The organism is Pseudomonas salomonii (assembly GCF_900107155.1).
Classification (GTDB): domain Bacteria; phylum Pseudomonadota; class Gammaproteobacteria; order Pseudomonadales; family Pseudomonadaceae; genus Aquipseudomonas; species Aquipseudomonas salomonii.
This window is the reverse complement of the sequence record NZ_FNOX01000008.1, coordinates 152,389-168,283: the sequence shown is the minus strand read 5'-3', so window position 1 is coordinate 168,283 and position 15,895 is coordinate 152,389. Positions and strand designations below refer to the sequence as shown.

14 protein-coding genes and 1 pseudogene are annotated in these 15,895 nt (G+C 61.5%); 6 read left to right on the top strand and 9 right to left on the bottom strand.

The window, feature by feature from the left end:
• Positions 1 to 115 precede the first annotated feature (115 nt).
• The 3 genes from BLV67_RS19160 to BLV67_RS19150 are packed head-to-tail and all read right to left on the bottom strand — an operon-like array spanning position 116 to position 2,373.
• A complete protein-coding gene (locus tag BLV67_RS19160) occupies positions 116 to 526 on the bottom strand; it encodes an SRPBCC family protein (RefSeq protein WP_065931784.1) in 411 nt (136 codons plus the stop codon).
• 27 nt (positions 527 to 553) lie between these two features.
• Complete coding sequence (locus tag BLV67_RS19155; protein ID WP_065931785.1) at positions 554 to 1,351, bottom strand: SDR family NAD(P)-dependent oxidoreductase; 798 nt, start codon at positions 1,349 to 1,351, stop codon at positions 554 to 556.
• 17 nt (positions 1,352 to 1,368) lie between these two features.
• Positions 1,369 to 2,373 (bottom strand): aldo/keto reductase, encoded by a 1,005-nt coding sequence (locus tag BLV67_RS19150; protein WP_065931786.1) that lies wholly within the window; start codon positions 2,371 to 2,373, stop codon positions 1,369 to 1,371.
• A gap of 114 nt (positions 2,374 to 2,487) precedes the next feature.
• Here BLV67_RS19150 and BLV67_RS19145 point away from each other — a divergent pair, with 114 nt between their 5' ends.
• Positions 2,488 to 3,378 (top strand): LysR substrate-binding domain-containing protein, encoded by an 891-nt coding sequence (locus BLV67_RS19145; RefSeq protein WP_065931787.1) that lies wholly within the window; start codon positions 2,488 to 2,490, stop codon positions 3,376 to 3,378.
• 116 nt (positions 3,379 to 3,494) lie between these two features.
• Here the strand turns inward: BLV67_RS19145 and BLV67_RS19140 are convergent, their stop codons facing one another.
• Genes BLV67_RS19140 through BLV67_RS19130 form a run of 3 tightly spaced genes read right to left on the bottom strand, consistent with a single transcriptional unit; the run spans position 3,495 to position 7,254 of the window.
• On the bottom strand, positions 3,495 to 4,787 hold the full coding sequence (locus BLV67_RS19140; protein WP_069785708.1) for an NAD(P)/FAD-dependent oxidoreductase: 1,293 nt from the start codon (positions 4,785 to 4,787) through the stop codon (positions 3,495 to 3,497).
• Positions 4,784 to 5,872: a polyamine ABC transporter substrate-binding protein gene (locus BLV67_RS19135; protein WP_069785707.1), complete on the bottom strand. Its 1,089-nt coding sequence runs from the start codon at positions 5,870 to 5,872 to the stop codon at positions 4,784 to 4,786. Before BLV67_RS19135 ends, BLV67_RS19140 begins: the two co-directional genes overlap by 4 nt.
• Before the next feature lie 23 nt (positions 5,873 to 5,895).
• Complete coding sequence (locus tag BLV67_RS19130) at positions 5,896 to 7,254, bottom strand: glutamine synthetase family protein (protein WP_069785706.1); 1,359 nt, start codon at positions 7,252 to 7,254, stop codon at positions 5,896 to 5,898.
• 138 nt (positions 7,255 to 7,392) lie between these two features.
• Here BLV67_RS19130 and BLV67_RS19125 point away from each other — a divergent pair, with 138 nt between their 5' ends.
• A complete protein-coding gene (locus BLV67_RS19125) occupies positions 7,393 to 8,289 on the top strand; it encodes a helix-turn-helix domain-containing protein (protein WP_069785705.1) in 897 nt (298 codons plus the stop codon).
• Positions 8,290 to 8,584: 295 nt separating this feature from the next.
• Positions 8,585 to 10,729 (top strand): TonB-dependent siderophore receptor, encoded by a 2,145-nt coding sequence (locus BLV67_RS19120; protein WP_069785704.1) that lies wholly within the window; start codon positions 8,585 to 8,587, stop codon positions 10,727 to 10,729.
• On the opposite strand, the gene BLV67_RS19115 is transcribed toward BLV67_RS19120, so the two are convergent.
• A complete protein-coding gene (locus BLV67_RS19115; protein ID WP_069785703.1) occupies positions 10,719 to 11,849 on the bottom strand; it encodes an MFS transporter in 1,131 nt (376 codons plus the stop codon). The two genes, BLV67_RS19120 and BLV67_RS19115, sit on opposite strands and share 11 nt — an antisense overlap.
• Before the next feature lie 99 nt (positions 11,850 to 11,948).
• On the opposite strand from BLV67_RS19115, the gene BLV67_RS19110 reads away from it, so the two are divergent.
• Positions 11,949 to 12,719 (top strand): AraC family transcriptional regulator, encoded by a 771-nt coding sequence (locus BLV67_RS19110; protein ID WP_065931794.1) that lies wholly within the window; start codon positions 11,949 to 11,951, stop codon positions 12,717 to 12,719.
• A gap of 19 nt (positions 12,720 to 12,738) precedes the next feature.
• On the opposite strand, the gene BLV67_RS19105 is transcribed toward BLV67_RS19110, so the two are convergent.
• Entirely contained in the window at positions 12,739 to 13,209 is a 471-nt protein-coding gene (locus BLV67_RS19105; RefSeq protein ID WP_017136655.1) for an Lrp/AsnC family transcriptional regulator, read from the bottom strand.
• Positions 13,210 to 13,332: 123 nt separating this feature from the next.
• Between BLV67_RS19105 and BLV67_RS19100 the strand changes: the two genes are divergently transcribed.
• Both BLV67_RS19100 and BLV67_RS19095 read left to right on the top strand, forming a co-directional pair.
• Positions 13,333 to 14,577: a methionine gamma-lyase gene (locus tag BLV67_RS19100; RefSeq protein WP_065931796.1), complete on the top strand. Its 1,245-nt coding sequence runs from the start codon at positions 13,333 to 13,335 to the stop codon at positions 14,575 to 14,577.
• A 232-nt stretch (positions 14,578 to 14,809) separates the two neighbouring features.
• A complete protein-coding gene (locus BLV67_RS19095; RefSeq protein ID WP_176727903.1) occupies positions 14,810 to 15,487 on the top strand; it encodes a helix-turn-helix transcriptional regulator in 678 nt (225 codons plus the stop codon).
• A 130-nt stretch (positions 15,488 to 15,617) separates the two neighbouring features.
• Here BLV67_RS19095 and BLV67_RS19090 read toward each other — a convergent pair.
• A pseudogene (locus tag BLV67_RS19090) lies at positions 15,618 to 15,895 on the bottom strand (IS4 family transposase); the annotation flags it as partial.

Sequence of the window (15,895 nt, the reverse complement as noted above, 5' to 3'; positions counted from 1 at the left end):
TCCCACGCTCTGCGTGGGAATGCAGCCCAGGACGCTCCGCGTCCCACAGCGTGACGCGGAGCGTCACAGGAGGCATTCCCACGCGGAGCGTGGGAACGATCAACGGCTGTGCTGGTTAGAAGTTGGCGCGCAACGCCTCGAGGCCGTCGCCGTACACACCGGTGAACAACGCTTCCACCGCCGCATCCGTGGTTCCGGCTGCCGGGGTGAACACGCCGGACCAGGTCACTTTCGCCGAGCTGTCGGTGAGCGCCTCAACCTGCAAGGTCGCAAGGTAGGCACTCACCGGAAACGGCGACTGCTCGATGGTGTAGCTGTAGCTGCGCGCTACGTTATCAAAACGCTGCAAACGCTCGACCACCACACCGCCATCCGCGGTTTGCAGGTGGCGCACGCGCCCGCCCTCGCTCGGCTCGCTCTTGACGATAAACGGCAGCCAATCCGGCAGCGCGTTGAAGCCACCGACCAATTGCCAGACCTGATCGGCCGACACCGGGATTTCAATCACAGAAGAAGCTGTCGCCACACTAAATACTCCAGAAAAAACAAGATTTCAGATCGCCATGCTGTCGACCACACCACCGTCGACCCGCAGCGCAGCGCCTGTGGTTGCAGAAGACAGCGGTGAAGCAATGTACGCCACCAGGTTCGCCACTTCATCCACATTCGCCGCGCGCTGGATGATCGAGGTCGGCCGCGCGTTACGTACAAATACGTCGGCCTCGTCCCGCGCACTGCGCCCGGACTTTTGTGTGGCGTCCTTGAGCATCTGCTCCAGGCCGTCGGTAAAGGTCGGCCCCGGCAGCACTGCGTTAACCGTCACGCCGGTGCCCGCCAGGCGCTTGGCCAGGCCATGGGAAACCGCGAGGTTGGCGCTTTTGGTCACGCCGTAGTTGATCATGTCGGCCGGTGTGGCCACGCCGGACTCCGACGACAGGAAGATCACCCGCCCCCAGCCCTGCTCGACCATGCCGGGCGTGTAATGCCGTGCCAGGCGTACGCCGGAGATCACATTGACCTCGTAGAAGCGCGTCCACTCGCTGTCGGGTGCGTCGAAGAAATCCACATCATTGAAGATGCCCAGGTTGTTGACCAGGATGTCGGCACGCGGTTCGGCGGCGAACAGTGTCTGGGCGCCTGCGGCGGTGCCGAGGTCGGCCACCAGCCCGCGCAGATCAGCGCCCGGCACCGCCTGGCGAATGCTTGCCAGCGCGTCGTCGACCTTGCCCGATTCGCGCCCGATCACCACCACGGTGGCGCCACAGGCTGCCAGCGCCTGGCTGATGCCCAGGCCAATACCGGCGGTGCTGCCGCTGACGATGGCTACTTTGCCGCTTACATCAATGTTCATCGGTGGTACTCCTGAAGTTAGAGCGGCAGAGGCGCACGGGCCGAAATCAACCGGGCATCGCGCAGCGCCTGCCAGAAGGCTGCCGGGATCTTCTCTGACAACGCCGCAACGTCTTCGGCAATCCGCCCCGGACGACTGGCACCCGGAATCACCGCCGCCACGGCCGGATGCGCCAGGGAAAATTGCAGGGCTGCGGCTTTTACGCTGACCCCGAACGCCTGGGCAATCGCCTTGATCTGCTCGACTTTATCGATGATCGCGGGGCTCGCCTGCTGGTATTCGAAGTGCGCGCCACCGGCCAGAATGCCGGAGCTGTAAGGCCCGCCGACGACAATCTCGACATTCTGCGCCAAGGCTGCGTCCATCAAACGCTGCAAGGCACGTTCGTGGTCCAGCAAAGTGTAGCGGCCGGCCAGCAGGAAGCCATCGGGCTGGGCGTCGCTGAGGTCCAGGGTCAGCTCGCAGGGTTCAACGCGATTGACGCCCAGGCCCCAGGCCTTGATCACGCCTTCTTCGCGCAAGCGGGTCAGCACTTTGAAGGCACCGGTGCGCGCCTGGTTGAAGTAGTCCAGCCATTGGTCGCCGTAGAAATCCTGGGCGATATCGTGAATCCACACGATGTCCAGGCGATCGGTTTGCAGGCGCTTCAGGCTGTCTTCGATGGACCGCAAGGTGGCGTCGGCGCTGTAATCGTTGAGCATCTTGTTGGGACGGCCGTGTTCGAACACGCCGCTTTTTTCGCCGAGGTCGCGGGCGCTTTCTTCGACTTCATCGAGAATCACCCGGCCCACTTTGGTGCTGAGCACGAAGTCATCGCGGTTGTACTGCGACAGCGCCTGGCCCAGGCGGATTTCCGACAGGCCCGAGCCGTAGAAGGGAGCGGTGTCGAAGTAACGCACGCCATGGTTCCAGGCGGCCTCGACGGTGGCCTGGGCTTCGTCTTCAGCAATTGCGCGGAACATATTGCCCAGCGGTGCAGTGCCAAAGCCCAGCGGGCCGGGCAGTTTGTCTTTCAAGCTCATGGTGGATCCTCAATCGGTTGTGGGTCGCTGTGACCGTTGAGCAGATCCTAGATTGCAGAGATCGGACCGTCCAAGACATACTGCGACCAACTTGAGTCCTGCAAGGTCTTACACATGATTGATCTTCGCCAACTGCGCTACTTCGAAGTGGTCGCTGAAGAAGAACACGTCGGCCGTGCCGCCGAGCGCCTGCATATCTCGCAGTCGCCGCTGAGCCGGCAGATCGCCCAGCTGGAAGAGCGCCTGGGCCTGACCCTGTTCGAACGCAGCCAGCAGCGCATCCGCCTGACGCGCGATGGCCAGACGTTTCTGGCGGAAACCAAGGCGCTGTTGACCCACGCCAATCGCCTGGAATCCCTGGGCAAGCGCCTGGGACGCGGCGAAGAAGGTGGTTTGTGCATCGGCTACATCGAAAACGCCATGCATGCCGGCGTGCTGCCCAATGCGTTGCGCGTATTGCGCGATGACCGGCCCACCGTGCATATCAAGCTGTACAACTTGCCGTCGCTGGAACAGCTCGAAGGCTTGCGTCAACGCAGCCTCGACATTGCCCTGGTCGGCGAGCCACCGGCCACCGATGACCCGGACCTGACGGCGCTGCAGGTGCTGGACGACCCGATGCTGCTGGCGTTGCCGGAGCAGCATGCATTGGCGCACCACAGCGAATTGCTACCCGAGCATCTGGCTGATCAGGAGTGGATCGGCGTGCAACGCAAACCTGGCGCCAACCCGGCGGACGACTTTGTGGCGGCGTGCATACGTGCCGGGTTCACGCCGCAGATTCCCATGGAAGCCAGTGAGCCGTTTACCGCCCTCGGCCTCGTCGCCTCGGGGTTGGGTGTGGCGATGGTGCAAAAGGGGTTGAGCCGCAATGCGCCGCCCGGGGTGGTGTTGCGCGAGTTGCCTTGGCTGAGTTACACCACACCATTATGGGCGGCGTGGCACCGGGTTAATTTGCGGCCGCTGGTGGAAACGTTCAGGAAGGTGCTGACGCAAACCCTGTAAAGGCCAGCGCAACGGGTGGCCTCATCGCCCCGGCCATACTCGATCCAATGTCAGCCACTCATGCCCTTGCCTCAATCTTTTCCCCTCAGGCTCATCCGGTTAAACGCGGCTGGCGGTCAGCGCATTTCCCGCAACCGATACCACAGCATCCCCAACGCCAGCAGCGGTGAGCGCAAGGCCTTGCCGCCGGGGAAGGTCATGTGCGGCACTTGGCTGAAGATATCCAGGCCGTGGCTTGCGCCGGCGTGAATGCCTTCGGCGAGCAGGCGCGCGCACCAATGGGTCACGTTCAGGCCATGCCCGGAATAGCCCTGGGCGTAGAACACATTCGGGTACTGCTTGAGGCGCCCGACCTGGGGAAAGCGGTTGGCGGTGATGCCGATCTTGCCGCCCCATTGGAACTCGATGGCGGTGCATGCCAACTGCGGGAATACCTTGAGCAACTTGGGCTGCATATACGCGGCAATATCCGCAGGGTCACGCCCCGAGTAATGGCAGGCGCCGCCGAACAGCAGGCGCCGGTCAGCCGAGAGCCGGTAGTAATCGAGCCCGACTTTCTGGTCGCACAGGGCGAGGTTTTGCGGGATCAATTGCTGGGCCCGTTCGACCGACAGCGGCTCGGTGGCGATGATGTAGCTGCCCGCCGGCAGCACCTTGCCGCTCAGGCGCGGTTCCAGTTCCTCCAAATGCGCGTTACAGGCCAGTACCAGATTAGCCGCGCGCACCGTGCCGCCAGCGCAACGCACCTGCACCGTATCGCCGTGCACAAGCTCCAGCACTGGGGTCTGTTCGAAAATCTTCACCCCCAGCGACTCGGCCACCTGCGCCTCGCCCAGCACCAGGTTCAACGGGTGCAAGTGCCCGGAGCCCATGTCCACCAGGCCGCCAGCGTAGACGCTGGAGCCCACCACCTGCGCCATGTCGTGCGGGCCGACCAGACGGGTTTCAGGGGCATAACCCAGCGCTGCCAGGCCCGCCTGCTCGCCCTTGAACGCGGCAAACTGCGCCGGGGTGTTGGCCAGTTCGCAAAAGCCCCAACGCAAATCGCAGTCAATGCTGTGCCGGGCAATGCGCTCGCCCACCAGCGCCACCGAGTCGATCCCGGCGCGCTCCAGGTAACGCACGCCCTCCTCGCCCACATACTTGGCGAAGCCCGACACGTCATGGCCGATACCACGAATCAATTGCCCGCCATTGCGCCCACTGGCGCCCCAACCGATGCGCCGGGCTTCCAGCAGGATCACCGAGAGCCCACGCTGGGCCAGTTCGATCGCGGTGTTGACGCCGGTAAACCCGCCGCCGATCACGCACACATCAGCGCTCAGGTCGGCGCTCAGCGACGGGCGCTCCGGCATGGCGTTGGCCGAAGCCCGGTAGTAGGACCGGGCGTGGTCATTGGACTGGATCATTTGTTGGTCTTCACTTTGCTCCAGGCGCGGGTCATCAGGCGCATGGTCGCCGGGGTCGGCGTGGTGGAAATATAGAGTTTGTCGAGCACTTCCTGGGGCGGGTACACCTCAGGGTTGTTCACCAGCTCCGGCGCCATAAAGGGCTTGGCCGCCGGGTTGGCGTTGGCATAACCGACCGCGGCACTGACCTTGGCGATCACCTCAGGATCGAGCAAATAATTGATAAAGGCGTGGGCCTCTTTCGGGTTGCCGGCATCGGCTGGAATCGCCAGCAGGTCGAACCACAGGTTGGAGCCTTCCTTGGGAATCGAGTAGGCGATATTCACGCCGTTCCTGGCTTCCCTGGCGCGGTTGGCGGCTTGAAATACGTCGCCTGAATAGCCGAAGGCCACGCAGATATCGCCGTTGGCCAGGTCCGAGATGTACTTGGAAGAATGGAAATAGGTGATGTACGGGCGCAGCGTCAGCAGCTTGGCTTCGGCCTGTTTGTAGTCCTCCGGGTTTTCGCTGCGCGGGTCTTTGCCCATGTAGTTGAGGATCGCCGGGAACAGCTCATCCGCCGAATCCAGGAAGGCTACGCCGCACTGGTTGAGCTTCTTGATGTTCTCCGGCTCAAACAGCACCGCCCATGAGTCGATGTGGTCGATGCCCAGCACCTGCTTGACCTTGTCGACGTTGTAGCCGATGCCATTGGTGCCCCACAGGTACGGCACCGAATGCGCGTTGCCGGGGTCGTTTTTCTCCAGCAGCTTGAGCAGTTTGGGGTCGAGATTCTTGAAGTTGGGCAGCTGCGAGCGGTCGAGTTTCAAGAACGCGCCGGCTTTTACCTGGCGCGCCAGGAAGTGGTTGGACGGCACCACCACGTCATAGCCGGTGCGCCCGGCGAGCAACTTGCCTTCCAGGGTTTCGTTGGAGTCGAACACGTCATAGATCACCTTGATCCCGGTCTTGGCCTGGAAATCGGCCAAGGTGGTCTCGCCGATATAGTCGGTCCAGTTATAGACGCTGACGGTCTGGGCGGCCTGGCCGCTGCTGCTGAACGCCGCGACAAGAGCCAGCGGGAGAAGCTTTTTCACAAGACGCATATCGACACCCCTTTATTGGTTTTTTAGACGCTCAACAGCAGGAACTCACGCTCCCAGGAACTGATCACCCGCTTGAAATTTTCGTGCTCGGCGCGTTTGACCGCCACGTAGCCACGCACGAACTTGTCGCCCAGGTACTGCTTGACCGTGTCGCAGTCCTCCATGCGCGCCAGGGCATCTTCGAGGGTGAACGGCAGGCGCAGGTTGCGGCGTTCATAGGCACGGCCTTCCACCGGCGCGCTCGGTTCAATCTGCTCGATCATGCCCAGGTAGCCGCACAGCAAGCTCGCAGCAATCGCCAGGTAGGGGTTGGCATCCGCGCCCGGCAGGCGGTTTTCCACGCGCATCGCGTCGGCGCTGGAGGTCGGCACACGCAGGCCGACGGTGCGGTTTTCTTCGCCCCACTCCACGTTGACCGGCGCCGAGGTGTCCGGCAAAAAGCGGCGGAACGAGTTCACGTTCGGCGCAAACATCGGCAGCAGCTTGGGGATGTACGTTTGCAGGCCACCGATGTGATGCAAAAACAGTTGGCTCATCTTGCCGTCGGCGTCGACGAACACCGGCTTGCCCGTGGCAATATCCACCACACTCTGGTGCAGGTGCATGGCGCTGCCCGGTTCGTCCGCCACTGGCTTGGCCATAAAGGTCGCCGCCACATTGTGCTTGAGCGCGGCTTCACGCAGGGTGCGCTTGAACACGGTGATCTGGTCGGCCAGGTCGAGGGCATCGCCATGGCGGAAGTTGATTTCCATCTGCGCCGGGCCGTCCTCGTGGATCAGTGTGTCGAGGTCCAGACCCTGCAGTTCACACCAGTCATAGACGTCTTCGAACAGCGGGTCGAATTCGTTGGCGGCGTCGATGGAAAACGACTGGCGCCCGGTTTCTGCACGGCCCGAACGGCCCACCGGGGTTTTCAGCGGCAGGTCCGGGTCTTCGCAGCGCTGGGTCAGGTAGAACTCCATTTCCGGCGCGACAATCGGCTGCCAGCCTTTGTCGGTGTACAGCTGCAAGACTTTTTTCAGCACGTTGCGCGGCGACAACTCGATAGGGTTGCCCTGCTTGTCGAAGGTGTCGTGGATCACAATCGCGGTGGGCTCGATGGCCCACGGTATTACATAAGTGGCGTTGGACACCGGGCGGCAGATCATATCGATGTCGGCAGGGTCGAGCAGGTCGTAGTAGATATCGTCGTCGACAAAGTCCCCGGTCACCGTTTGCAACAGCACACTTTCCGGCAGGCGCATGCCTCGCTCATGCAGGAACTTGTTGGTGGGCGCAATCTTGCCGCGTGCGATGCCAGTCAAATCACTGATCACGCATTCGACTTCGGTAATCTTGTGTTCTTTCAGCCAGGCGGACAGCTGATCGAAGGGGGCGTTCATAAGGACCTCGTCATGGGTTGGATGCTGCGCCGACTTGTACACCCGGCGCATTGAGGTCTATCTTGGGCCAGCCTTCAAATGGCATCTATCCACTTTGCACCAACCACAACGCACCAATAGAGTGCGCCCAGGTTACCCATGACACAGGCAACAGCTTTGCGCGTACAGGCCTTCACCACCGGTGATGTGGCCACTCAATGCAGTGCGACACCCGGTTGGGTGCAGCAGTACCAGCAGATGTCCCCGGGGCATTTTGCCGGGCAGATCCGCTACCTCGACCTGCACGGCGTCGAGGTCTACGAAGAGTGCATGAACACGCGCGTCGAACAGCATTTCAACGCGCCTCCCGGCTCGCTGGCGTTCTGTTTCGATGGCAGCGACAACGCGCTGTACATGCTCAATGGCGAAAGCCGCAACACCTGGATCACCCCGGAAAACTACCGCGAAGTGGCGGTGGTATTCGGCCCGCAGTTTGTGCAGCGCCATGGTTTGGATGTGGCGAAACTCGAGGGGTTGTTCATGGCGCCGCTGACCTGCCGGCAGAACGCGCTGTTCAGCCGTTGGCTCAGTGGCACGCTGACGCGGCTGTCCGCGCTGACGGACCCTATCGGCCGTGATGCTCTCACCCAGCAACTGCTTGATGACTGCCTGTTTATTCTCGACAACGCCTGTGTGTGCCTGGACCGCAGCTCGTTGCAGCGGCGCAGCGACGAGCGCCTGTTGATGGCGCGCATCGGCGAATGGGCGGCGGATGCGCCGGATGAAACCGTCAACCTGCTGGAACTGGCGCAGATTGCCGGTGTGCCGTTGCGTCAATTGCAGCAAGGCTTCAAGACTTACACGGGGATGAGCCCGGCGCAGTGGTTGCGCTTGCGCCGGTTGAACGGGGCGCGCCGTGAGTTGTTGAGCTCGACTCGGGCCACGGTGGCTGAGGTGGCGATGAACTGGTCGTTCTGGCATTTGGGGCGGTTTTCGCAGAGTTATCGGGCGTTGTTTCGGGAGCTGCCCAGTGAGACGCTCAGGCGCTTGGGTTGACGTGTGTTTTTGGTACTGACCTGGGGGGCCGCCGACTTCGTCAGCGAAAAGGATGTAAGGGCCAGAGCAACAGCAACAGGCGACTTCATTTTCAAAGCTGCATGCGATCAACTGTGGGAGCGTGTTGCATCAGGTAGATAGGCTTTTGCTTTGCAATTGATCTGGCTCTTGATTCAACCACTCAGGTCGGCTTTACACAAAACAACCCAACACAACCCTTCTCAATAGCTTGTAAATCCCGGCACATCCCCCTAGCTTATGCGCCCCCCGCCCCGCGCATTAAGGCCCTACCCCCATGGTTGTGCGTTTTCGTCCCGTCGTTACCTCACGTTTCGCCCTCGGCCTGTTACTCAGCGGCAGCCTGGGCAACAGCATGGCCGCTGAAATCGAACTACCGGCGGTAAACGTCCAGGGCCAGGACGAATCCGGCTATCGCACCAACAGCGCCTCGGTCGGCGGCTTCAACGAAGCGCCGTTGCTGGACACTCCGGCGTCAATCACCGTGATCAACGCCGAACTGATCAAAGACCAGCAAGCGCGCCTGCTCAGCGAAGTGCTGCGCAACGACGCCTCGGTTGGCGACAGTTATGCGCCCATCGGTTACTACGAAAACTTCGTGGTGCGCGGCTTCTCGCTGAACGCAGCGAGCAGCTACAAGATCAACGGGCGCACCATCACCGGCGAGCAGAACGTCGCCCTCGAAAACAAGCAGCAGGTCGAGGTGCTCAAGGGCCTGGCGGGTTTGCAAAGCGGCATTTCCGAACCCGGCGGCGTGATCAATTACGTGACCAAGCGCCCGGAGGATGTGCGTTCGGTCACCGTGTCCACTGACGACCGTGGCAGTGGTTATGTCGCCACCGATGTGGGGGGCTGGTTTGGCAGCGAGCAACAGTTCGGCATGCGCGCCAACGTTGCCCACGAAGACCTCAATTCGTATGTCGAGCACGCCGATGGCCAGCGCGATTTTGTGTCCCTGGCCTTCGACTGGAACATCAGCCCCGACGCGGTGCTGCAACTGGACGCGGAATACCAGAACAAGCAACAGCGCTCCGTGCCGGGTTATCAACTGCTGGGCGGCACTGAAGTGCCCCATGACGCGTCACCGAAGAAGTTGCTGGGGCACCAGAGTGGTTCCCATCAGGTGGGCATCGATTCGCTGAACCTCAATGGCAAGTTTGAATACCGTTTCAGTGATCAGTGGAAAGCCAGCCTCAGTGCCGCCCACAGCAAAGTGGTGATTGATGATTACAGCGCGTTTGCCTGGGGAGGCGCCACGACCGGCGTAGGCAACTCCTTCACGCCGGACGGCAACTACGACATTTACGATTACCGAAGCCCCGACGACACGCGCCGTGATGATGAAGTGCAAGCTGCAATGACCGGGCTGTTCGACACTGCCGGGCTGGGCCATGAACTGACTGTCGGCACCAGCGCGTTTCGCCGGGTGATCGACAAGCGCAAGGCCGTCAACGAATACATCGGCAGCGGCAATATCAACCAGGACGCACCGACCTTCGAGCCTGCCGACAAGCCGCTGAACCCCAGCCACCGCAACCTCGACAGCCGCCAGTACGGCCTGTTCGTCACCGACCGCATCCGCTTCAACGAGCAATGGCAAACCATCATTGGCGGGCGCGAAGTGCGTCTGGATGAAAAAGCGTTCGATGACCAAGGCAACCAGGCGCGCCACACCCAGCAATACGTATTCCTGCCTCAAGCTTCGTTGATCTATAAACCCGTGGAAAATATCTCGCTGTACACCAGCTACAGCAAGGGTTTGTCATTGGGCGGCACGGCACCGTGGTTTGCGCAGAACGAAAGCGAAACCCTGGCCCCAACCGTGTCCCGGCAAATCGAAGCCGGCGTGAAATACGACTGGCGCCGCATCAGCTTCGCCGCCGCCGTGTTCCAGACCCGCCAGGCCTACCAGTATTCCAAGCCGGATGGTGCCGGTAACTTCACCTACGTCCAGCAAGGCGAACAAAAAAACACCGGCCTGGAACTCTCCGCCAACGGCTGGGCCACCGACCGCCTGCAGATTGCCACCAGCGTGGCGGCGATTCGCGCCCGCGTGACCAACAGCGGCACGCCGGACTACGAAGGCCACCAGGCCATCAACGTACCCAAACTGCGCGCCAGCCTGTATGCCGATTACGCCCTGCCGTGGATGAATGGGCTGGCCGTGCTGGGCGGCGTGCAATACAGCGCCAGGAAGTACGCCGACCGCACCGGCAATGTGCAAGTGGGCGACTACGCCGTGGTGAATGTCGGCAGTCGCTACACCACCAAAATCGACGGCTATGAAACCGTGTTCCGCCTCAGCGTCGACAACCTGTTCGACAAACGCTACTGGCGCGATGCAGGCGAATACATGGGCGATGATTACCTGTTCCAGGGCGCGCCCTTGACCGCGCGCCTGAGCGCTTCGGTCAACTTCTGAGCCCGCGCGGCGCTGCCAGCCACAGCGCCGCCAAACCACAGACCAACAGGCTCCAACCCAGGTCCTGGGCCCAGGCGACCAGGGTCAACCCGGCGCCGATCACCAGGTAGTACAACAAGCCAAACAGCGCGGCGGCCGTGCCCAGGCGATCCTGATAAGCCACCAGCGCGGCCCCCAGCACATTGGGAATGGCCATGCCGAACGCCAGCACCACCAGCAGCATCGGCCAGACAAACAGCCAGCTGTGTTGCAGCAGCACGACCAGCAAGCCGCCCAGCACCGCGACACCGGCGGCGATCAGTACTAATTGCTCGCCATTTATTCCACGCTTGAGCAGCCGTTTGTTCAGCCACGCACCAAACCCCGAGCCCAGCGCCAGCCACACGCCGCTGTAGCCGAAGTCGGCGGCAGACAAACCCAGCCGCGAAAAGATGAATGGCCCCACGCTGTAATAGCTGAACAGCGCAATATTGAACGCCGCCACCAACCCCACCGATCGCCAAACCCCCGCATCCCTGAGCAGCAACCGCAACGTCTCGCCAAGCGCGGCGGTCGGCAGCGAGGCTGGACGTGTCTCCGGCAACGCCCATAAGCACACTGCCCACAAGATCAGCGAGAGCAGCAACAAGCCACTGAGCACCCCGCGATAACCGAAGGACTGCACCAGGCTGGCGCCCGTGAACAAACCCACGGCCGGGCTGGCGGCCAGGGCAATGCCCATCAGCGAAAATACCTGGGCCAATTGCACGCCCTGGAAACGGTCACGCAGCACGGTCTGCGTCACTACCGAGCCGACCGCCGCGCCAAACGCCGCCAACGCCTGGGCCAGCAGCAAACCGTTGAAGCTGGTCATGCCCAGGGCCAGTACCGTGGCCGCCACATACAGGGCCAATCCGGCCAGCATCACCGGCCGCCGTCCCCAACGATCACACAGTCGGCCCCACACCACCACACCAAAAGCGAACGCCAGGAAGTACACCGACAAGGTCTGCCCAGCCCGCTCCGGCCCCACCGCAAAGGCCCGGCCGATATCTCCCAGCGCTGGGCTGTAAAGCGTTTGGGCCAGTTGCGGGAACATCAGTAACGCCACCGTCAGTGGCAAAAAAATTCTAATCTTCATTCCCCAACTCCTTTGCTTGAAACAGCGCAAGAAGTGTAAGAACTACGGAGTGGGGTATTATCCAGACTTTGACAATTTACCCATCAAATCGGACAACCTATGGCCTGGCTCACCGCCGACGCCCCTTTCGATCCCGACCACCTGGCAGCGCCGGTCATCGGCATCGCCGCCCTGCTCGGTGATCACGACTCCGGCCTGCACCGCCACCAGCGCGGGCAGCTGCTGTTCACCCGCCGAGGGTGCACCCGTATCACCCTCGACAACCAACTGTGCCTGCTGCCGCCTTCGCGCGCCGCGTGGATCCCGTGCGGCGTGCCGCATCGCGCGGTGATGCACAAAACCGTGGACTATCGCTCGGTGTATCTGAGCCCGGCACTGGCCGATCAATTGCCCCCGCAGGTCGGGGTGATCGAGGTCAGCCCGTTGCTGCGTGCAGTGCTGGAACCCATAGCGATGGCGCCCTTCGATACCGATTGGCAAACGGGCCGCTACGCGCATTTGCTCGCGCTGTGCCTGGATGAAATCCAGGCGGCCACCGCACAACCGATGCTCCTGCCCTTGCCCCATGACAAACGCCTGGCGCCCTTGCTCGCGGATCTGCAAAGGTTACCGCCGACCCTGCAAGCCCTGGAGCAACAGATAGGCGCCAGCACCAAGACCATCGGCCGGATATTCCTGCGGGAAACCGGCCTTGGTTATCAGCAATGGCGTCAGCAATGGCGCTTGATGCGCGCAATTGAACTGCTGGCCATCGGGCGTAACCTCGGCTACTGCGCGTTCGAGTTGGGCTTTGCCAGTGACAGCGCGTTGATCGCCTTTTTCAAAAGCATGACCGGCAGCACGCCACGTGGGTATATGAAAGTCGACTGAGGGCGTGCTTGAGACCGCTTCAGCCCGGTAACGGAATCACCCGCAAAGGCCGCACCGACTTATAGGAAAAACTCGAGTAGATTTCTTTAACGCAGGGCAACGTCTGCAACACCTCGCGCGCAAACTCGCCGAACGACTCCAGGTCTTTGGCCACCACCTCGAGCAAAAAGTCATAGCGCCCCGACACGTTGTGGCACGCGACGACCTCGGGAATTTCCAGCAGCCGTTGCTCGAACGCCCGGGCGATTTCCTGGGTGTGGCTTTCCATCATGATGCTGACAAACGCCGTGACGCCATAGCCCAGCGCCTTGGGCGACAGAATCGCCTGGTAGCCGCTGATCACCCCGCTCTCCTCCAGGTTGCGCACCCGTCGCCAGCACGGCGAAGTGGTCAGGGCCACGCGGTCGGCAAGCTCGGCCACGGTCAAGCGGGCATTGCCTTGCAAGGCGTTTAAAAGGGCTTTGTCGGTGCGGTCCAGACTCACGGGCATAACGTGCCTCTATTTGTTGTTTTTGTCGATGATTCGCCCCGTAATCCGCGATTTTCCTGGGCTTTTTGCAATGTTCAACTGTGGTTATGAGCATAGCATTGTAGGAAATAAGGAGCGTGCGACATGAACAATAAACACACTACATTCGGTTTTTCGACCCGCGCCATCCACCACGGTTACGACCCCAAGGACCATCACGGCGCCCTCGTACCGCCGATCTATTTATCGGCCACCTTCGCGTTCCCGACTGCCGAATATGGCGCTGCCTGTTTTGCCGGGGACGCCGGCGGCCACTTCTACACACGCATTTCCAACCCGACCCTGGCACTGCTGGAATCACGCATGGCCGCTCTGGAAAACGGCGCAGCCGCCGTGGCTTTCAGCTCCGGCATGGGTGCAATTGCGGCGACGTTCTGGACCTTGCTGCGTCCGGGCGACGAAGTGATCGTCAGCCAGACCCTGTACGGCTGCACCTTTGCCCTGCTGCACCATGGCCTTGCCGAGTTCGGCATCCGGGTGCGACACGTCGACCTCACCGACCTGGCCGCCCTGCGCGCGGCATTGTCCCCCGCTACTCGCATGGTCTACTGCGAAACCCCGGCCAACCCCAACCTGCGCCTGGTGGACATCGCCGCCGTGGCCGAGCTGGCGCACCAGCAACCGAATATCACCGTGGTGGTCGACAACACCTACTGCACGCCCTACCTGCAACGGCCGCTGGAACTGGGAGCCGATGTGGTGGTGCACTCGGCCACCAAGTACCTCAGCGGCCATGGCGATATCACCGCCGGTATTGCCGTGAGCAACCAGGCCCTGGCGCAACGTATTCGCCTGCAAGGCCTCAAGGATCTGACCGGCGCGGTGATGTCGCCGCAGGACGCATCCTTGCTGATGCGCGGCCTCAAGACCCTGGCCCTGCGCATGGACCGCCATTGCAGCAACGCCCAGGCGGTGGCCGAAGCCTTGCAGGCCCACCCTGCGGTGCAGTGGGTGACTTACCCGGGCCTGCGCTCTTTCCCTCAATACGCCCTGGCGGCGCGGCAGATGAAGCAGTCCGGCGGCATGATCGCGTTTGAACTCAAGGGCGGCATCGACACCGGCCGGCGCTTCATGAATGCCCTCAACCTGTTCACTCGCGCCGTCAGCCTGGGTGACGCCGAATCGCTCGCCCAGCACCCGGCGAGCATGACCCACTCCACCTACACCCCCGAAGAACGCGCGCAGCACGGTATCAGCGAAGGCCTGGTACGCTTGTCGGTCGGGCTTGAAGACATCGCCGACCTGTTGGCCGATATCCACCAGGCCCTGGCCAAATGCACGCGTGCGGCACCGGGCCGCGCCGTGGTGGAAGAACACGCCGTGAAATAAGGCCTAGGTTTGAGGTAATCCTTTCCCACAGACGGTGGTCGGACTGGTCCGACCGCCGTTGTGCGTTTTAATCTGGTTTTTTTGCCGATTGGATCCCCCTGCTTTTCCCAGGCTGTACTAGCATAGGTGCTTGGCGGGTGCATTATCACTGCAGGTTATTCACTTCGATTACCTTGTTAAGCCCCGCCGTTATAAGGATGAATACCCGCACTCGACATTCATGGACGAACTGATGAACTCACACCTGTTTCCCCATATAGGCAAAGTCATCGCCAGCACCGGCAGCCGCCATTTCCCGCGCATGCTGCATGACTTGATCCTGACCCAACTGGCAGTGGACGCCACCCATATCACCCAACTGCAGGTCAGCGCCGAAGGGCACACCCGGCGCCGGATCAGCCCGGTCTACACCGACTCGGCGGCGGTGCTGGGCCAAGAACAACTCGCCGCCCAATTGCACCTTACGCGCCGCAAGGACGATGTGCGTTATGTGCTGTCGGTGTATCGCTCGCATCAATCGGAAAGTTTTTCGCCGCAGGAACGCAGCATGCTGCAGGATTTTTCTACGCTGCTTCTGCCCATGGTCGAGAAGCACATCACTGCGATCCAGCCGTGTCGCCAGGACGGGTCGCCTGTGGTGGCGGAAAATCAGGGGCTTGAAACCTTGCGTCGGCGTATTGAAGAGCGTCTGGTGCAATCGGGGTTGACCTTGTCCAACCGTGAGCTGGAAGTGTGCGTGGGCTTGCTGGCCGGGCGGACCGCACCGCAGTTGGCGGAGCAGTTGGCGTTGAAGGTCAACACTGTTGAAAGCTACCTCAAGCGGGCGGCGATCAAGCTGGGGATCAGCGGGCGGCATTCGTTGTTGCGGTGGATGTATGCGGGTGATGAGGGGGTAGCTGCGGATCTCTAGATCACAGCAGAGTTTTATTGGGTGGTTTGTCGGAGTACATATCCGTTATTTAGGTAACGGCGGCCTATGGTTCCGCTCTTACAGCCATGCCTTTCAAGGTCTGCGTTTAAGAACTCATTTAAAGCAGTGTTTAAGTCTGTTTATCCGACTTGGCAGCCTTGAGCACCCGAGCTGTTGAGACATGGACCCGTGCAGCCTTACCTTCCAGCCACTCCTTAGGTTTTGCGACCTTAGGACCGCGAGGACTTTTTGCGACGGCCTTGGGTTTGATCAACCTCGCCAGGGCCAACAACCGCTCTGCCAGCCCTTGCGAGGTCTTTTCAATAGGGAAATTTTCCGTAGGCAATGCGATCTGCATTCCCTGATAATCACTGCGAACATGCACCGCCAAGTGGAAAATCGAAACTT

Excerpts from the sequence above, each read along its gene's own strand:
- BLV67_RS19155 (WP_065931785.1), bottom strand. The coding sequence starts at position 1,351 with ATGAACATTGATGTAAGCGGCAAAGTAGCCATCGTCAGCGGCAGCACC.
- BLV67_RS19150 (WP_065931786.1), bottom strand. The coding sequence starts at position 2,373 with ATGAGCTTGAAAGACAAACTGCCCGGCCCGCTGGGCTTTGGCACTGCA.
- BLV67_RS19145 (WP_065931787.1), top strand. The coding sequence starts at position 2,488 with ATGATTGATCTTCGCCAACTGCGCTACTTCGAAGTGGTCGCTGAAGAA.
- BLV67_RS19140 (WP_069785708.1), bottom strand. The coding sequence starts at position 4,787 with ATGATCCAGTCCAATGACCACGCCCGGTCCTACTACCGGGCTTCGGCC.
- BLV67_RS19135 (WP_069785707.1), bottom strand. The coding sequence starts at position 5,872 with ATGCGTCTTGTGAAAAAGCTTCTCCCGCTGGCTCTTGTCGCGGCGTTC.
- BLV67_RS19130 (WP_069785706.1), bottom strand. The coding sequence starts at position 7,254 with ATGAACGCCCCCTTCGATCAGCTGTCCGCCTGGCTGAAAGAACACAAG.
- BLV67_RS19125 (WP_069785705.1), top strand. The coding sequence starts at position 7,393 with ATGACACAGGCAACAGCTTTGCGCGTACAGGCCTTCACCACCGGTGAT.
- BLV67_RS19120 (WP_069785704.1), top strand. The coding sequence starts at position 8,585 with ATGGTTGTGCGTTTTCGTCCCGTCGTTACCTCACGTTTCGCCCTCGGC.
- BLV67_RS19115 (WP_069785703.1), bottom strand. The coding sequence starts at position 11,849 with ATGAAGATTAGAATTTTTTTGCCACTGACGGTGGCGTTACTGATGTTC.
- BLV67_RS19110 (WP_065931794.1), top strand. The coding sequence starts at position 11,949 with ATGGCCTGGCTCACCGCCGACGCCCCTTTCGATCCCGACCACCTGGCA.
- BLV67_RS19105 (WP_017136655.1), bottom strand. The coding sequence starts at position 13,209 with ATGCCCGTGAGTCTGGACCGCACCGACAAAGCCCTTTTAAACGCCTTG.
- BLV67_RS19100 (WP_065931796.1), top strand. The coding sequence starts at position 13,333 with ATGAACAATAAACACACTACATTCGGTTTTTCGACCCGCGCCATCCAC.
- BLV67_RS19095 (WP_176727903.1), top strand. The coding sequence starts at position 14,810 with ATGAACTCACACCTGTTTCCCCATATAGGCAAAGTCATCGCCAGCACC.